The organism is Streptomyces sp. CNZ301, assembly GCF_004217425.1.
In genome coordinates this window covers 3,489,046-3,506,220 of the sequence record NZ_SHLG01000001.1, presented here as the reverse complement: position 1 = coordinate 3,506,220, position 17,175 = coordinate 3,489,046, and the positions used below count along the sequence as shown (strand labels likewise).

Below are 17,175 nucleotides of genomic sequence, written 5' to 3'. Positions count from 1 at the left end.
CCGCTGATGGCGGGGCGGCGCGTCGAGAGGGCACAGCCGCTGGAGGACTTCGCGGCGGGCGTCGTCCGTACGCTGCCGTCGGGACGGCCCCCGCCGAAGGCTCACAGAAGGTGCCGCCGTCCCAAGGGCTGTCCCGCCGCACAGGCACCAGGTCAATACAGCTAGGCGAGCCACTTGTCGATGCCGGTCAGCGCGGTCTCGCGCGCCCCCGCCGGCATCGCGGCCGCGCGCACCGACTGCCGTGCCAGTTCGGCCAGTTCGTGGTCCGTGAACCCGTGCGCCTCCCGCGCGATGCCGTACTGCGCGGCGAGCCGGGAGCCGAACAGCAGCGGATCGTCGGCACCGAGGGCCATGGGCACCCCCGCGTCCCAGAGCGTGCGCAGCGGCACGTCCTCGGGCTTGTCGTACACACCCAGCGCGACGTTCGAGGCGGGACAGACCTCGCACGTGACGTTCCGCTCCGCGAGCCGCGCCAGCAGCGCCGGGTCCTCCGCCGCCCGTACGCCGTGGCCCACGCGGGAGGCGTGCAGGTCGTCCAGGCAGTCGCGCACGCTGCCCGGTCCCGTCAGTTCGCCGCCGTGCGGTGCGGCCAGGAGTCCGCCGTTGCGCGCGATCGCGAACGCCCGGTCGAAGTCGCGGGCGAACCCCCTGCGTTCGTCGTTGGAGAGCCCGAAGCCGACGATGCCCCGGTCCCGGAAGCGGACGGCCAGCCGCGCGAGCGTGCGGGCGTCGAGGGGGTGCTTCATCCGGTTCGCCGCCACCACCACCCGCATCCCGAGCCCGGTCTCCCGGGACGCGCTCTCCACGGCGTCCAGAATGATCTCCAGCGCCGGGATCAGGCCGCCCAGACGCGGCGCGTACGAGGTCGGGTCCACCTGGATCTCCAGCCAGTGCGACCCGTCCTGCACATCCTCCTCCGCGGCCTCCCGCACCAGCCGCCGGATGTCCTCGGGCCCCCGCAGGCAGGAGCGCGCGATGTCGTAGAGCCGCTGGAAGCGGAACCAGCCCCGCTCGTCCGTCGCCCTCAGCTTCGGGGGCTCACCGCCACTCAGCGCCGACGGCAGGTGCACGCCGTACTTGTCGGCGAGCTCCAGCAGCGTGGACGGACGCATGGAGCCCGTGAAGTGCAGATGCAGATGGGCCTTGGGCAGGGTGCTCAGATCTCGGACAGCCATCCACAGATCCTGCCGCAAACCTCCCGTCCGCCGGTAGCCGCCCGCCCCTGAACGGGCGCCCGGCCGAACGTGAGGACGGTCCCCCGGTGGAGTGCACCGGGGGACCGTCCGCACGTCTGCAAGGAGGGCCTGCGCGAGGCCTCGGCGGGGCCGCTCTCAGTCGCGCGCCTCGCCCAGCAGCTTCTGCATGCGCGAGACGCCCTCGGTGAGGTCCCCGTCGCCGAGCGCGTAAGACAGCCGCAGGTAGCCGGGGGTGCCGAACGCCTCGCCCGGCACGACCGCGACCTCCGCCTCCTCGAGGATCAGTTCCGCCAGCTCGACGCTCGTTGCCGGGCGCCTGCCGCGGATCTCCTTGCCGAGCAGGCCCTTCACGGAGGGGTAGGCGTAGAAGGCGCCCTCCGGTTCGGGGCAGACCACGCCTTCGATCTCGTTCAGCATCCGCACGATCGTGCGGCGCCGGCGGTCGAAGGCCGTGCGCATCTCCGCGACCGCGTCGAGGCTGCCGGAGACCGCGGCGACGGCGGCCACCTGCGCCACGTTGCTGACGTTGGAGGTGGCGTGCGACTGCAGGTTCGTCGCGGCCTTCACGACGTCCTTCGGACCGATGACCCAGCCGACGCGCCAGCCCGTCATCGCGTAGGTCTTTGCGACGCCGTTGACGACGACGCACTTGTCGCGCAGCTCGGGAACGGCCGCGGGGAGAGAGGTGAAGGAGGCGTCACCGTAGACGAGATGCTCGTAGATCTCGTCGGTCATGACCCAGAGCCCGTGCTCCACGGCCCACTTGCCGACGGCCTCGACCTGCGCGTGCGGGTAGACGGCGCCGGTGGGGTTGGAGGGGGAGACGAAGACGACCATCTTCGTACGTTCTGTGCGCGCTGCCTCCAACTGCTCGACGCTGACGAGGTAGTTGGTCGTCTCGTCGGCGACGACGGGCACGGGCACGCCGCCCGCCAGCCTGATCGACTCGGGGTAGGTGGTCCAGTACGGCGCCGGGACGATGACCTCGTCGCCCGGGTCGAGGACGGCGGCGAAGGACTCGTAGATCGCCTGCTTGCCGCCGTTGGTGACCAGCACCTGCGCGGGGTCGATCTCGTAACCGGAATCGCGCAGGGTCTTTTCGGCGATCGCGGTCTTCAGTTCGGGGAGGCCACCGGCCGGTGTGTACCGGTGATTCCTCGTGTCACGGCAAGCTTCTGCCGCCGCGTCCACGATGTAGTCGGGCGTCGGGAAGTCCGGCTCGCCCGCGCCGAAGCCGATCACCGGACGCCCGGCGGCCTTGAGGGCCTTCGCCTTGGCGTCGACGGCGAGCGTCGCGGACTCGGAGATCGACCCGACACGGGCCGATACACGTCGTTCGGTGGGTGACTGTGCAGGTGGCGTTGCAGCGCTCATAGAGGCATGGTCCCAGACGGCACCGACCCCCGGCACCGGGGAGTGCGTGCCGGCGGCGCCTTACGTGTTCGACGCCCGGGCGGGGACCACGTACACTCACACGTCGTCGGTCCCCGGCCCATCGCCCGGTGCAATCAACGAGCAGTCGTTCCGATGGGGTAAGTTGGGGAATCACAAAGGGTCGTAGCTCAATTGGAAGAGCACTGGTCTCCAAAACCAGCGGTTGGGGGTTCGAGTCCCTCCGGCCCTGCTCCACACACCGCCGAGCGGCGTGTGAGTGCTTGCGTACGTACTGAAATGCACCGCTGTGCGGCCGGGCCGGATGCCGCACGGCATCGACCCGGATCAGGTGAGGACGAGTGACGGAGATCACGGATACCACCCAGGTCCCAGAGCCCGGCGGATCGTCGGAGGGCGGCAAGCCCCGCCGCGGGGGCAAGCGAGGCAAGAAGGGTCCTTTCGGTCGTCTCGCGCTGTTCTACCGGCAGATCGTCGCGGAGCTCCGCAAGGTCGTCTGGCCCACCCGGCATCAGCTGTCGACGTACACCTCCGTGGTGATTGTCTTCGTTGTCATCATGATCGGCTTCGTGACCGTGATTGACTACGGGTTCACCCAGGCCGTCAAGTACGTTTTCGGCTGAGCCCGCGAAGGCACCGCAGCGCGGCGCTCTGCGTATGTTCGAACCCATGAAGCCAGGAAGAAGCAGTCACCGTGTCTGATCCCAACCTGAACGATGCCGTCGAGCCCGGCGAGGGCGACGACACCGCACGCGACATCGTCGAGGCAGCGGACGGCGCGGACCAGGCCGAAGCTGGGGGCACCTCCCCGGCGCACGGCGCCGAGGGGGACGAGGCCGCCGCCGGTGAACCGGCGGAGGAAGCCGCGCTCCACGTCGAGTCGGACCAGGTCGCGGAGACCGCCGAGGACGCCGCAGCGCAGGAGGCCGGCGAGGTCGAACCGGAGACCGAGGACCCTGTCGCCGCGCTCCGCGACGAGCTTCGGCTCCTCCCCGGCGAGTGGTACGTGATCCACACCTACGCGGGCTACGAGAACCGCGTTAAGACGAACCTCGAGCAGCGCGCTGTATCGCTCAACGTCGAGGACTACATCTTCCAGGCCGAGGTGCCGCAGGAAGAGGTCGTCCAGATCAAGAACGGCGACCGCCGCACGGTCCGGCAGAACAAGCTCCCCGGCTACGTCCTGGTGCGCATGGACCTCACCAACGAGTCCTGGGGCGTCGTCCGGAACACCCCTGGCGTGACGGGCTTCGTCGGCAACGCCTACGACCCGTACCCGCTGACCCTCGACGAGATCGTCAAGATGCTCGCGCCGGAGGCCGAGGAGAAGGCCGCCAAGGCCGCGGTCGCCGAGGAGGAGGGCAAGCCCGCGGGCGGACCGGGCCGCAAGGTCGAGGTCCAGGTGCTGGACTTCGAGGTGGGCGACTCGGTCACCGTCACCGACGGCCCGTTCGCAACGCTCCAGGCGACGATCAACGAGATCAACCCCGACTCCAAGAAGGTCAAGGGCCTCGTCGAGATCTTCGGCCGCGAGACGCCGGTCGAGCTGAGCTTCGACCAGATCCAGAAGAACTAGACGTTCGGCGCCACGAAAGAGCCCCTGACCAGCGGTTGTCCGTTGGGCGGGGGCTCTCGCGCGTCCTGAAGGCCGTCATGGGGCAGGTCTCGCTGGCCCGGGCGTCGTTGTGTGTACGTCCGCAGGGGAAGCCTGGATCGGCGTGACCGAGGTCTGCGCCAGTCAAGGCAAGCAGGCCGCAATCCGGACTCGCACCGAGGCGAGCCCCGAGGATCAGAGGTTCGCTTCGGGCTGTTGTGGGCAGGCCGCGAGACTGCCGCGAGCTGCGGCCGGCCTGCGACCGTGATCTCTCGCCCCGTGGCCGCTCCACTCCGGCCGTTGCACCGACGTGGGGTGTATGAGGCGGCCCGGCCTTGCGGCCTGGTTCCGCCGCCCGATGTGACCGGGCGCCTCACGCCGTAGCGTCAATGCCGAAGGTCGATCACTACAGCGTGCAGGTGGGCTGCATCCATGAGCGAGAGTCACAGTTGGCCGTGCGGCTTGGCAGTTGGTGCCACCAGGATCGGCCGCCGCTGCAACCAGTACGAGGAATCCGTGCTCTTCTACCGTGACGTGGTGGGACTGCCTCTCGTCCATCGTGCGGAGACGGGTCCGGACGGCTTCGGGTGTGCGATCTTCGGCCTGCCAGGAACGTCGACGACGTTCGAGCTGGTCCAGGCGCTCGAACCGGTGGCGGTCGATCGGCACGAGGAGCTGGTGCTGTACTTCTCGGGCGAGCCGGCACGCGATGTCGTGGCACGCCGGATCACCGACGCCGGGTACCAGCCGACTGAGCAGTACCGGTACTGGGAGCTCAACGACGCAATCACCTTCCTCGACCCCGACGGTCGCGAACTCGTCCTTGCCCCTTGGGTGTTCGGGGAAGAACCGCCACCGGCGAGGCGGCGATCACCACAACCTGCCGACTGAGTGGCGACGTTCAAACACGCCGGCCACTCACGGCCCGTCGGTGGGCGCTGATGGGCCGTGTCCGGGCCGTACGAGGTTGAGCGACGGTGACGACGACAACTGGCCGAGTGACCGGTGCAGGTCGGAGGGCCGCGCCTGCGACGGGCGGCGCGTGCTCATGAGAGAGATCTGCCGGCCGTGGTGCGGCGCCGTCGCAACGATGAGGCGCGGAGGCCCCGTCCGGTGTGCGCGGCGGGCGGCTCCCCGGCCCGCCGTCGGCCCGGCGCCGTGCCCGGCCGCCCGCCGTGGCCCTCTGAGCAGCCGGTTTCAGGCCGCACCGCGGTACCCGCTATCGTGGTGCGGTATGCCTTCATCCGCTCGAGGGTGGAGGACGAATCACCTCTCACTAAAGACCCGGAGAGAGCATGCCTCCCAAGAAGAAGAAGGTCGCGGGGCTGATCAAGCTCCAGATCCAGGCCGGCGCCGCCAACCCGGCACCGCCGGTCGGTCCGGCACTGGGCCAGCACGGCGTCAACATCATGGAGTTCTGCAAGGCCTACAACGCGGCGACCGAGTCGCAGCGCGGCTGGGTCATCCCCGTGGAGATCACGGTCTACGAGGACCGCTCCTTCACCTTCATCACCAAGACGCCGCCGGCGTCGAAGATGATCCTGAAGGCCGCGGGCGTGGAGAAGGGCTCCGGCACTCCTCACACGACCAAGGTTGCGAAGATCACGCGCGACCAGGTCCGGGAGATCGCCACGACGAAGATGCCCGACCTGAACGCCAACGACCTGGACCAGGCCGAGAAGATCATCGCCGGCACCGCCCGTTCCATGGGCGTCACCGTCGAGAGCTGACCGGCCCGTCCCTCCCGTGGAAGGGCCCGCGCAGGCCCGTACCACGACTCCGAACCCGCCGTGCGGTCACAGCCGCACGACGCCACTGTCAGGAGCAGAAGTGAAGCGCAGCAAGTACTTCCGCGAGGCGGATGCCAAGATCGACCGGGAGCGTCTCTACGCCCCGCTCGAGGCAGTGCGTCTCGCCAAGGAGACCTCCACCAAGAAGTTCGACGCGACCGTCGAGGTCGCCCTGCGTCTGGGCGTCGACCCGCGCAAGGCCGACCAGATGGTCCGCGGCACCGTGAACCTGCCGCACGGCACCGGCAAGACCGCCCGGGTCCTGGTCTTCGCGACCGGTGACCGTGCAGCAGCCGCGGAGGCCGCGGGAGCCGACATCGTCGGCGGTGACGAGCTGATCGACGAGGTCGCAGGCGGTCGTCTGGACTTCGACGCCGTCGTCGCCACCCCGGACCTGATGGGCAAGGTCGGCCGCCTCGGCCGCGTGCTCGGTCCGCGTGGTCTGATGCCCAACCCGAAGACCGGCACCGTCACGCCCGACGTGACCAAGGCCGTCAACGACATCAAGGGCGGCAAGATCGAGTTCCGCGTCGACAAGCACGCCAACCTCCACTTCATCATCGGCAAGGCGTCCTTCGACGACACGCAGCTCGTCGAGAACTACGCCGCGGCGATCGAAGAGGTCCAGCGGCTGAAGCCCTCGGCCGCCAAGGGCCGGTACGTGAAGAAGACGTCCATCGCCACCACGATGGGCCCCGGCATTCCCGTCGACCCCAACCGCACCCGCAACCTCCTCACCGAGGAGGACCCCGCCGCCGTCTGAGCGCCACGCTCGGACCCGCGCGGGCCGCACTGAACACCGGGCCCCGTCCTCCCCGGAGGGCGGGGCCCGGTGCTGCGTTGCGCGGGACGGAACCGCCCGGGATAGGGTCCTGTGCGTACTGCTCAACAAGTGGAAAAACTGGGGGAATCAGATGCGTCAGGCCCGAACCGCCATGATGGCGGCAGGAGTTGTGATGGCGGCCTGTCTCACGGCCTGCAGCGGCGGCTCCGGTGGTACGGACGCCGGCGGCGGCGCCAAGGACGAAGAGGGCCTCTCGCCGGCCCAGGTGGCCGTCAGCGAGCTGGAGCAGGCGTCAAAGAGCACCGAGGCGAAGCAGTCCGCGAAGGTGGCCGGTGACCAGACGCAGGGCACTCCGCAGGGCGAGATCTCCACGAAGACCGAGGGCTCGATCGACTGGTCCGGCGGCGGCACCACCGCCGAGATGACCGTCACGCAGCAGGGCTCCGGCGCGAGCGCCCTTCCGACGAGCGGCAAGGCGATGCCCGCCCGCTACACCGAGGACGCCATGTACGTGAACCTCGGTGACCAGTTCGCCTCCACGGCCGGCAAGGGCAAGCACTGGATGAAGTACGACTACGACAGGCTCGCGAAGCAGGCCGGCCCGTCGGGCGCGCTGGTCAAGGACCAGATGCAGAACAACAATCCTGCCCGCTCGGTCGATCTGCTCCTGGCCAGCGGCAAGGTGAAGAAGGTGGGCTCCGAGACCGTCAAGGGCAAGAAGACCGAGCACTACAGCGGCACCGTCGAGGTGGCCGAACTGGCCCGTATGCAGTCCAAGAAGCTCACTGAGAAGGAACTGGACCAGCTCGCCGACCAGCTCGAGCAGCAGGGCTTCAAGACCGAGAAGGTCGACGTCTGGATCGACGGCGACGACCTGCTCGTGAAGAAGCAGGAGCGGGCGAAGGGCAAGAACGGCGACCTGGACTCCACGGTCTACTACTCGGACTACGGCACCGATGTCTCCGTCGAGGCACCGCCCGCGTCCGACACGGTCGCCTTCGAGGACGCGCTGCCCGGCCGCAGCTGAGCGCAGCCCGGCAGGTCTTCGGACGGCCCCCTCCGGCACCCGATTTGGTGCCGGAGGGGGCCGTCGCGTAATCTCGTACGAAGCCAAAGACCGCTGGTCGTCGTCGTGCTCACCAAAGAGGCACGGCGGCCGAAGGATCCGCTAACTGCGGGCGACCCGCGTAGGTGATGAGGAAAGCTCCCGGGAGATGTATGTCGTCCCGGTCGAGCCACGCCCCATGCGCCTGCGCTGGGGCGTTTCGTCGTTCCAGCCCCTTCCGAGCGGTCTCATCACCCGGAAGGAGGCCGAGGCTCATGGCGAGGGAACAAGTCGCGCCCGACAAGATCGCCGCCGTTGAGGAGATCACGAACAAGTTCCGTGACTCCAACGCCGCAGTGGTCACCGCGTACACGGGGCTTTCGGTTGCCCAGCTCAGGGAGCTGCGCCGTTCGCTCGGTGAAGACGCCCAGTACCGCGTGGTGAAGAACACGCTGACCAAGATCGCGGCCAACGAGGCCGGGATCAACGAGCTCGACGAGTTCTTCACGGGCTCGTCGGCCGTCGCCTTCGTCACCGGTGACCCGGTCGCGGCGGCGAAGGGTCTTCGTGACTTCGCCAAGGACAACCCTGCCCTTGTGGTCAAGGGCGGCATCGTCGACGGCGCGCTCTACAGCGCCGCCGACCTGAACAAGCTCGCGGCGCTCGAATCCCGCGAGGTGCTGCTCGCCAAGCTGGCCGGCGGCATGAAGGCGTCGATGGCGAAGGCCGCGGCGACCTTCCAGGCCCCGCTGTCGAAGTTCGCCCGTACCGCGGACGCGCTGCGCAGCAAGGTCGAGCAGGGCGGTGCCGAGTAATTCGGCTCCCGTCGAGGCCGGGCAGGCACGCGCGCCCGGTCGCAGCGGGCTCGGAGTCTGACGAACCCGTCGATACATACACACGGCACCAGCCGGACTAGTGGAAGGACCGCCACCATGGCGAAGCTCAGCCAGGACGAGCTGCTCGAGCAGTTCAGTGACATGACCCTCATCGAGCTCTCCGAGTTCGTTAAGGCGTTCGAGGAGAAGTTCGACGTCGAGGCCGCCGCCCCGGCCGCCGTCGCCGTTGCCGCCCCGGGCCAGGGCGGCGGCGCCGCCGAGGAGGCAGAGGAGCAGGACGAGTTCGACGTCGTCCTCACCGGCGCCGGCGACAAGAAGATCCAGGTCATCAAGGTCGTGCGCGAGCTGACCTCGCTGGGTCTGAAGGAGGCCAAGGAGCTCGTGGACAGCACCCCGAAGCCGGTCCTCGAGAAGGTCGCGAAGGACGCCGCGGAGAAGGCGAAGGAGTCCCTCGAGGGCGCCGGCGCCTCCGTCGAGGTCAAGTGATCACCGGGGTCGCATGACCCCTCAGCGAGGGGCGATCACCCAGCCGGGTGGTCGCCCTTCGGCATCTCTGAAGCGGTTCCGTGCCCCCTCGGAACCGGCCGGTATCGTGATCTCCGCCGCCGAGGGGCCCTTGACGAACGCCACTCAGCACGTAATTCTCTGGACGCGCCGTTCGCATCGATCCGGGTTCCGAGGCATGGATCGAGAACGAAGCGGGAAGTGTTGCGGCAAGCCCGTTCCGTCCTGACGTACCGAGGCCGTCCGGACGGGCCGCGGCGGAGATGAACAACTAGGGGGCCCTCCCGGAGGGAACGAAGGACAGGGTCCTCCCGGAGGAGAGATTGCCACCGGCTGGAGGCGGAGACCGGGACCGTACCCGGTCCCGGAAATCTGCTCTGGACATCAGTGGGCCTTGAGGCTACACTGACCCTTTGCGCTGCCTGTTAGCTGCTCCCTGCCCGTCGCCAGGGGCACCGGTATGCGCGCAGAGAGTCCGAGCCCTCGGAAGGACCCCCTCTTGGCCGCCTCGCGCACTGCCTCGACTGCCAATTCGAACAACGGCGCCAGCACCGCCCCGCTGCGTATCTCTTTCGCGAAGATCAAGGAACCTCTCGAGGTTCCCAACCTCCTTGCCCTCCAGACCGAGAGTTTCGACTGGCTGCTCGGCAACGAGGCCTGGAAGTCCCGGGTCGAGGCGGCGCTGGAGAGCGGAAACGACGTCCCCACGAAGTCCGGTCTGGAAGAGATCTTCGAGGAGATCTCCCCCATCGAGGACTTCTCCGGATCGATGTCGCTGACCTTCCGCGATCACCGCTTCGAGCCCCCCAAGAACTCGATCGACGAATGCAAGGAGCGCGACTTCACGTACGCGGCTCCGCTCTTCGTCACCGCTGAATTCACCAACAACGAGACCGGCGAGATCAAGTCCCAGACCGTCTTCATGGGCGACTTCCCGCTCATGACGGACAAGGGCACGTTCGTGATCAACGGCACCGAGCGTGTCGTGGTCTCGCAGCTCGTCCGCTCGCCCGGTGTCTACTTCGACAGCTCCATCGACAAGACGTCCGACAAGGACATCTACTCCGCCAAGATCATCCCGTCCCGGGGTGCCTGGCTGGAGATGGAGGTCGACAAGCGCGACATGGTCGGCGTGCGCATCGACCGCAAGCGCAAGCAGTCGGTGACCGTTCTCCTCAAGGCGCTCGGCTGGACGAACGAGCAGATCCTCGAGGAGTTCGGCCAGTACGAGTCGATGCGCGCCACCCTGGAGAAGGACCACACCCAGGGGCAGGACGACGCGCTGCTCGACATCTACCGCAAGCTGCGTCCGGGCGAGCCGCCGACGCGTGAGGCCGCGCAGACGCTGCTGGAGAACCTGTACTTCAACCCGAAGCGGTACGACCTGGCCAAGGTCGGCCGGTACAAGATCAACAAGAAGCTCGGCGGCGACGAGCCGCTGGACTCGGGCGTGCTCACCACGGCCGACGTCATCGCCACGATCAAGTACCTGGTCAAGCTGCACGCGGGGGAGACCGAGTCGACCTCGGCCGAGGGCGACGAGATCGTCATCGAGACCGACGACATCGACCACTTCGGCAACCGCCGTCTGCGCAATGTCGGCGAGCTGATCCAGAACCAGGTCCGTACGGGTCTGGCGCGCATGGAGCGTGTCGTCCGTGAGCGGATGACGACGCAGGACGTCGAGGCGATCACGCCGCAGACGCTGATCAACATCCGGCCGGTCGTCGCCTCCATCAAGGAGTTCTTCGGCACCAGCCAGCTGTCTCAGTTCATGGACCAGACGAACCCGATCTCGGGTCTCACCCACAAGCGTCGTCTCTCGGCGCTGGGTCCCGGCGGTCTGAGCCGTGAGCGCGCCGGCTTCGAGGTCCGTGACGTGCACCCCTCGCACTACGGCCGCATGTGCCCGATCGAGACGCCCGAAGGCCCGAACATCGGTCTGATCGGTTCGCTCGCCTCGTACGGACGCGTGAACGCGTTCGGCTTCGTCGAGACGCCGTACCGCAAGGTGGTCGACGGTGTCGTCACCGACGAGGTGCACTACCTGACGGCCGACGAGGAGGACCGCTTCGTCATCGCCCAGGCGAACGCGCCGCTCACCGAGCAGATGCGCTTCGCCGAGGACCGGGTGCTCATCCGCCGCCGTGGCGGCGAGGTCGACCTGATCCCGGGTGACGACGTGGACTACATGGACGTCTCGCCGCGCCAGATGGTGTCGGTCGCGACGGCCATGATCCCCTTCCTCGAGCACGACGACGCCAACCGCGCGCTCATGGGGTCGAACATGATGCGGCAGGCCGTGCCGCTCATCAAGGCCGAGTCGCCGCTGGTCGGCACCGGCATGGAGTACCGCTGCGCGGTCGACGCCGGCGACGTCATCAAGGCCGAGAAGGACGGCGTCGTCCAGGAGGTCTCCGCCGACTACGTCACGGTGGCCAACGACGACGGCACCTACATCACGTACCGCGTCGCGAAGTTCACCCGCTCCAACCAGGGCACCTCCTTCAACCAGAAGGTGCTCGTGGACGAGGGTTCCCGCGTGATCGAGGGCCAGGTCCTGGCCGACGGCCCGTCCACCGACGAAGGTGAGATGGCGCTCGGCAAGAACCTGCTGGTCGCCTTCATGCCCTGGGAGGGCTACAACTACGAGGACGCGATCATCCTCAGCCAGCGCCTGGTGCAGGACGACGTCCTCTCCTCGATCCACATCGAGGAGCACGAGGTCGACGCCCGTGACACCAAGCTCGGCCCCGAGGAGATCACCCGGGACATCCCGAACGTCTCCGAGGAGGTCCTCGCCGACCTCGACGAGCGCGGCATCATCCGCATCGGTGCCGAGGTCGAGGCCGGAGACATCCTGGTCGGCAAGGTCACCCCGAAGGGTGAGACGGAGCTGACCCCGGAGGAGCGGCTGCTTCGCGCGATCTTCGGTGAGAAGGCCCGCGAGGTCCGTGACACCTCGCTGAAGGTGCCGCACGGCGAGACCGGCAAGGTCATCGGCGTGCGCGTCTTCGACCGCGAGGAGGGCGACGAGCTGCCCCCGGGTGTGAACCAGCTGGTGCGCGTGTACGTGGCGCAGAAGCGGAAGATCACCGACGGTGACAAGCTCGCCGGCCGTCACGGCAACAAGGGCGTCATCTCCAAGATCCTCCCGGTCGAGGACATGCCGTTCCTCGAGGACGGCACGCCGGTCGACGTAATCCTCAACCCGCTGGGCGTCCCGTCCCGCATGAACCCGGGGCAGGTGCTGGAGATCCACCTGGGCTGGCTCGCCAGCCAGGGCTGGAACGTGGCCGGCATCGACGAGGAGTGGGCACGGCGCCTCAAGCAGATCGGCGCCGACGAAGTCGACTCGGGCACCAACGTGGCCACCCCGGTCTTCGACGGTGCGCGCGAGGACGAGATCGCCGGCCTCTTCCAGGCCACGGTCCCCAACAGGGACGGCGACCGGATGGTGCTGCCTTCCGGTAAGGCCCACCTGTTCGACGGCCGCTCCGGTGAGCCGTTCCCGGACCCGATCTCCGTCGGCTACATGTACATCCTCAAGCTGCACCACCTGGTCGACGACAAGCTTCACGCCCGCTCGACCGGCCCGTACAGCATGATCACCCAGCAGCCGCTGGGCGGTAAGGCACAGTTCGGTGGCCAGCGCTTCGGTGAGATGGAGGTGTGGGCCCTGGAGGCGTACGGCGCCGCGTACGCGCTGCAGGAGCTGCTCACCATCAAGTCCGACGATGTCACCGGCCGCGTGAAGGTCTACGAAGCCATCGTCAAGGGCGAGAACATCCCCGAGCCGGGCATCCCTGAGTCGTTCAAGGTGCTCATCAAGGAGATGCAGTCGCTCTGCCTCAACGTGGAGGTGCTGTCCTCGGACGGCATGTCCATCGAGATGCGTGACACGGACGAGGACGTCTTCCGCGCGGCGGAGGAGCTCGGTATCGACCTGTCCCGGCGCGAGCCGAGCAGCGTCGAAGAGGTCTGACGGGTCTGGCCGGGACGCGTTCGCCAGGCGTTCCGGCCTCCCCCTCGGCCCTGGGGGCCTGGAGGTGACCCTCCAAACCCCGCTCAGACCATTCATCGACACAACCCTGAGAGGGATTGACGAGAGTGCTCGACGTCAACTTCTTCGACGAACTGCGGATCGGCCTCGCCACCGCTGACGACATCCGTCAGTGGTCGCACGGTGAGGTCAAGAAGCCCGAGACCATCAACTACCGCACCCTCAAGCCCGAGAAGGACGGACTCTTCTGCGAGAAGATCTTCGGTCCGACGCGGGACTGGGAGTGCTACTGCGGCAAGTACAAGCGCGTCCGCTTCAAGGGCATCATCTGTGAGCGTTGCGGTGTCGAGGTCACCCGCGCCAAGGTGCGCCGTGAGCGGATGGGCCACATCGAGCTTGCCGCCCCCGTCACCCACATCTGGTACTTCAAGGGCGTTCCGTCGCGCCTGGGTTACCTGCTGGACCTCGCTCCGAAGGACCTGGAGAAGGTCATCTACTTCGCGGCGTACATGATCACGTACGTCGACGAAGAGCGCCGCACGCGCGACCTGCCCTCCCTGGAGGCGCACGTCGGTGTCGAGCGCCAGCAGATCGAGCAGCGCCGCGACGCCGACCTGGAGGCCCGCGCCAAGAAGCAGGAGTCCGACCTGGCCGAACTCGAGGCCGAGGGCGCCAAGGCGGACGTGCGTCGCAAGGTGCGCGAGGGTGCGGAGCGCGAGATGAAGCAGATCCGCGACCGCGCCCAGCGCGAGATCGACCGCCTCGACGAGGTGTGGTCCCGCTTCAAGAACCTCAAGGTCCAGGACCTGGAGGGCGACGAGCTGCTCTACCGTGAGCTGCGCGACCGCTTCGGGACCTACTTCGACGGCTCCATGGGTGCCGCTGCCCTGCAGAAGCGCCTGGAGACGTTCGACCTGGACGAGGAGGCGGAGCGGCTCCGCGAGATCATCCGTACCGGCAAGGGGCAGAAGAAGACCCGTGCGCTCAAGCGCCTCAAGGTCGTCTCCGCCTTCCTGCAGACCAGCAACAGCCCCAAGGGCATGGTGCTGGACTGCGTGCCGGTGATCCCGCCGGACCTGCGTCCGATGGTGCAGCTGGACGGTGGCCGCTTCGCGACCTCCGACCTGAACGACCTCTACCGCCGCGTCATCAACCGCAACAACCGCCTCAAGCGGCTTCTCGACCTCGGTGCGCCCGAGATCATCGTGAACAACGAGAAGCGGATGCTGCAGGAGGCCGTCGACGCGCTCTTCGACAACGGCCGCCGCGGCCGTCCCGTCACGGGTCCCGGCAACCGTCCGCTGAAGTCGCTGTCCGACATGCTCAAGGGCAAGCAGGGCCGCTTCCGGCAGAACCTGCTGGGTAAGCGCGTCGACTACTCGGCCCGTTCCGTGATCGTCGTCGGTCCGCAGCTCAAGCTGCACCAGTGCGGTCTGCCGAAGGCGATGGCACTGGAGCTCTTCAAGCCGTTCGTGATGAAGCGCCTGGTGGACCTGAACCACGCGCAGAACATCAAGTCGGCGAAGCGCATGGTCGAGCGCGGCCGCACGGTCGTCTACGACGTGCTGGAAGAGGTCATCGCGGAGCACCCGGTTCTGCTGAACCGTGCGCCGACGCTGCACCGCCTCGGCATCCAGGCCTTCGAGCCGCAGCTGGTCGAGGGCAAGGCCATTCAGATCCACCCGCTCGTGTGCACCGCGTTCAACGCGGACTTCGACGGCGACCAGATGGCCGTGCACCTGCCGCTGTCCGCGGAGGCGCAGGCCGAGGCCCGCATCCTGATGCTGTCCTCGAACAACATCCTGAAGCCGGCCGACGGCCGGCCGGTGACCATGCCGACGCAGGACATGGTGCTCGGGCTGTTCTTCCTCACCACGACCGAGGAGCAGCGCGAGACGATCGGCGACGGCAGGTCGTTCAACTCGACCGCCGAAGCGATCATGGCATTCGACGCCGGGGAGCTCTCGCTCCAGGCGGAGATCGACGTCCGCTTCCCGATCGGTTCCGTACCGCCTGCGGACTGGACGCCGCCGCTGCCCGAGCAGGGTGAGCCCGAGTGGCAGCCCGGCGACGGCTTCCGGCTGCGTACGACGCTGGGCCGCGCGCTCTTCAACGAGCTGCTGCCCGAGGAGTACCCGTACGTCGAGTACTCGGTCGGCAAGAAGGAGCTCTCCCAGATCGTCAACGACCTGGCCGAGCGCTACCCGAAGGTCACCGTGGCGGCGGCGCTGGACAACCTCAAGTCGGCCGGTTACTACTGGGCGACCCGTTCCGGCGTCACCATCGCCATCTCGGACGTTGTCGTCCCCGACGCGAAGCCGGAGATCATCGCCGGTTACGAGGCGCAGGACGAGAAGGTCCAGAAGCAGTACGAGCGCGGCCTGATCACCAAGGACGAGCGCACGCAGGAGCTCATCGCGATCTGGACCAAGGCGACCAACGAGGTCTCCGAGGCGATGAGCGACAACTTCCCGAAGACGAACCCGATCTTCATGATGGTCGACTCGGGCGCCCGAGGGAACATGATGCAGATGCGTCAGATCGCGGGTATGCGCGGTCTGGTGTCCAACGCGAAGAACGAGACCATCCCGCGGCCGATCAAGGCGTCGTTCCGTGAGGGTCTCTCCGTGCTGGAGTACTTCATCTCCACGCACGGTGCCCGTAAGGGTCTCGCGGACACCGCTCTGCGTACCGCCGACTCCGGTTACCTGACGCGTCGCCTCGTCGACGTCTCGCAGGACGTGATCATCCGCGAGGAGGACTGCGGCACCGACCGCGGCCTCAAGCTGGAGATCGCGGCCAAGGGCGCGGACGACGTGCTGCGCAAGGCCGAGGACGTCGAGACCAGCGTGTACGCGCGCTGCCTCGCCGAGGACATCGTCGTCGACGGCAAGGTGCTGGCCCCGGCCGGCACCGACCTGGGCGACGTGCTCATCGACGAGCTCGTGCGGCACGGCATCGAGACCGTCAAGACCCGTTCCGTGCTCACCTGTGAGTCGGCGGTCGGCACCTGCGCCATGTGCTACGGGCGTTCGCTGGCCACCGGCAAGCTGGTCGACATCGGCGAGGCCGTCGGCATCATCGCGGCCCAGTCGATCGGTGAGCCCGGCACCCAGCTGACGATGCGTACCTTCCACACCGGCGGTGTGGCGGGCGACGACATCACGCAGGGTCTGCCGCGTGTGGTCGAGCTGTTCGAGGCCCGCACGCCCAAGGGCGTCGCGCCGATCTCGGAGTCGGCCGGCCGGGTCCGCATCGAGGAGACGGAGAAGACCAAGAAGGTCGTCGTCACCCCGGACGACGGCTCGGACGAGACCTCGTACGCGGTCAGCAAGCGCGCCAGGCTGCTGGTGGGCGAGGGTGACCACGTCACCGTCGGCCAGGCCCTTACGGTCGGTGCCACCAACCCGCACGACGTGCTGCGCATCCTCGGCCAGCGTGCGGTCCAGGTGCACCTGGTCGGCGAGGTCCAGAAGGTCTACAACTCCCAGGGCGTCTCGATCCACGACAAGCACATCGAGATCATCATCCGGCAGATGCTGCGCCGCGTGACGATCATCGAGTCCGGCGACGCCGAGCTGCTGCCGGGCGAGCTGGTGGAGCGTACGAAGTTCGAGGGCGAGAACCGTCGCGTCGTGGCGGAAGGCGGCCACCCGGCCTCCGGCCGTCCGCAGCTGATGGGTATCACCAAGGCTTCGCTGGCGACCGAGTCGTGGCTGTCGGCGGCGTCCTTCCAGGAGACGACCAGGGTCCTCACGGACGCGGCGATCAACGCCAAGTCCGACTCCCTGATCGGCCTCAAGGAGAACGTCATCATCGGTAAGCTCATCCCGGCCGGTACGGGCCTGTCCCGCTACCGCAACATCCGGGTGGAGCCCACCGAGGAGGCCAAGGCCGCGATGTACTCGGCTGTCGGTTACGACGACATCGACTACTCGCCGTTCGGCACCGGCTCCGGCCAGGCGGTCCCGCTCGAGGACTACGACTACGGTCCGTACAACGCCTGACCCGAAGTCATAGCTCTGCTACAG

Annotated in this window: 12 protein-coding genes and 1 tRNA gene; 11 read left to right on the top strand and 2 right to left on the bottom strand. The window is 67.8% G+C overall.

All coding sequences use genetic code 11. The features are described from left to right. Positions 1-161: 161 nt before the first annotated feature. Positions 162-1,175 (bottom strand): adenosine deaminase, encoded by a 1,014-nt coding sequence (locus EV375_RS15090; protein ID WP_130299893.1) that lies wholly within the window; start codon positions 1,173-1,175, stop codon positions 162-164. Between the two features lie 156 nt (positions 1,176-1,331). Then, a complete protein-coding gene (locus EV375_RS15085; protein WP_130299892.1) occupies positions 1,332-2,570 on the bottom strand; it encodes a pyridoxal phosphate-dependent aminotransferase in 1,239 nt (412 codons plus the stop codon). Between the two features lie 177 nt (positions 2,571-2,747). Between EV375_RS15085 and EV375_RS15080 the strand changes: the two genes are divergently transcribed. From EV375_RS15080 to EV375_RS15030, 11 genes are all read left to right on the top strand, one after another. Then, positions 2,748-2,820 (top strand) — tRNA-Trp (locus EV375_RS15080). Between the two features lie 109 nt (positions 2,821-2,929). Continuing rightward, entirely contained in the window at positions 2,930-3,211 is a 282-nt protein-coding gene (gene secE / locus EV375_RS15075; RefSeq protein ID WP_130299891.1) for a preprotein translocase subunit SecE, read from the top strand. Positions 3,212-3,282: 71 nt separating this feature from the next. Beyond that, the gene (gene nusG / locus EV375_RS15070; protein ID WP_130299890.1) at positions 3,283-4,164 is read left to right on the top strand and encodes a transcription termination/antitermination protein NusG; all 882 of its coding nucleotides are present in this window, start codon (positions 3,283-3,285) and stop codon (positions 4,162-4,164) included. A gap of 450 nt (positions 4,165-4,614) precedes the next feature. Beyond that, on the top strand, positions 4,615-5,073 hold the full coding sequence (locus tag EV375_RS15065; RefSeq protein ID WP_130299889.1) for a VOC family protein: 459 nt from the start codon (positions 4,615-4,617) through the stop codon (positions 5,071-5,073). Positions 5,074-5,477: 404 nt separating this feature from the next. Continuing rightward, positions 5,478-5,912 carry a 50S ribosomal protein L11 gene (rplK, locus tag EV375_RS15060; RefSeq protein ID WP_055485920.1) on the top strand — a complete coding sequence of 145 codons (435 nt, stop codon included), beginning with the start codon at positions 5,478-5,480 and terminating at the stop codon, positions 5,910-5,912. Between the two features lie 100 nt (positions 5,913-6,012). Beyond that, the gene (gene rplA / locus EV375_RS15055) at positions 6,013-6,735 is read left to right on the top strand and encodes a 50S ribosomal protein L1 (RefSeq protein WP_130299888.1); all 723 of its coding nucleotides are present in this window, start codon (positions 6,013-6,015) and stop codon (positions 6,733-6,735) included. Positions 6,736-6,886: 151 nt separating this feature from the next. Continuing rightward, positions 6,887-7,783: an SCO4651 family lipoprotein gene (locus EV375_RS15050; RefSeq protein ID WP_130299887.1), complete on the top strand. Its 897-nt coding sequence runs from the start codon at positions 6,887-6,889 to the stop codon at positions 7,781-7,783. A 293-nt stretch (positions 7,784-8,076) separates the two neighbouring features. Further along, entirely contained in the window at positions 8,077-8,616 is a 540-nt protein-coding gene (gene rplJ, locus EV375_RS15045; RefSeq protein WP_130299886.1) for a 50S ribosomal protein L10, read from the top strand. 117 nt (positions 8,617-8,733) lie between these two features. Next, positions 8,734-9,123 (top strand): 50S ribosomal protein L7/L12, encoded by a 390-nt coding sequence (rplL, locus tag EV375_RS15040; protein ID WP_055485916.1) that lies wholly within the window; start codon positions 8,734-8,736, stop codon positions 9,121-9,123. Positions 9,124-9,640: 517 nt separating this feature from the next. Continuing rightward, complete coding sequence (rpoB, locus tag EV375_RS15035; RefSeq protein ID WP_130299885.1) at positions 9,641-13,126, top strand: DNA-directed RNA polymerase subunit beta; 3,486 nt, start codon at positions 9,641-9,643, stop codon at positions 13,124-13,126. 125 nt (positions 13,127-13,251) lie between these two features. Then, a complete protein-coding gene (locus tag EV375_RS15030) occupies positions 13,252-17,151 on the top strand; it encodes a DNA-directed RNA polymerase subunit beta' (RefSeq protein WP_130301860.1) in 3,900 nt (1,299 codons plus the stop codon). The last annotated feature ends 24 nt before the right edge of the window (positions 17,152-17,175 follow it).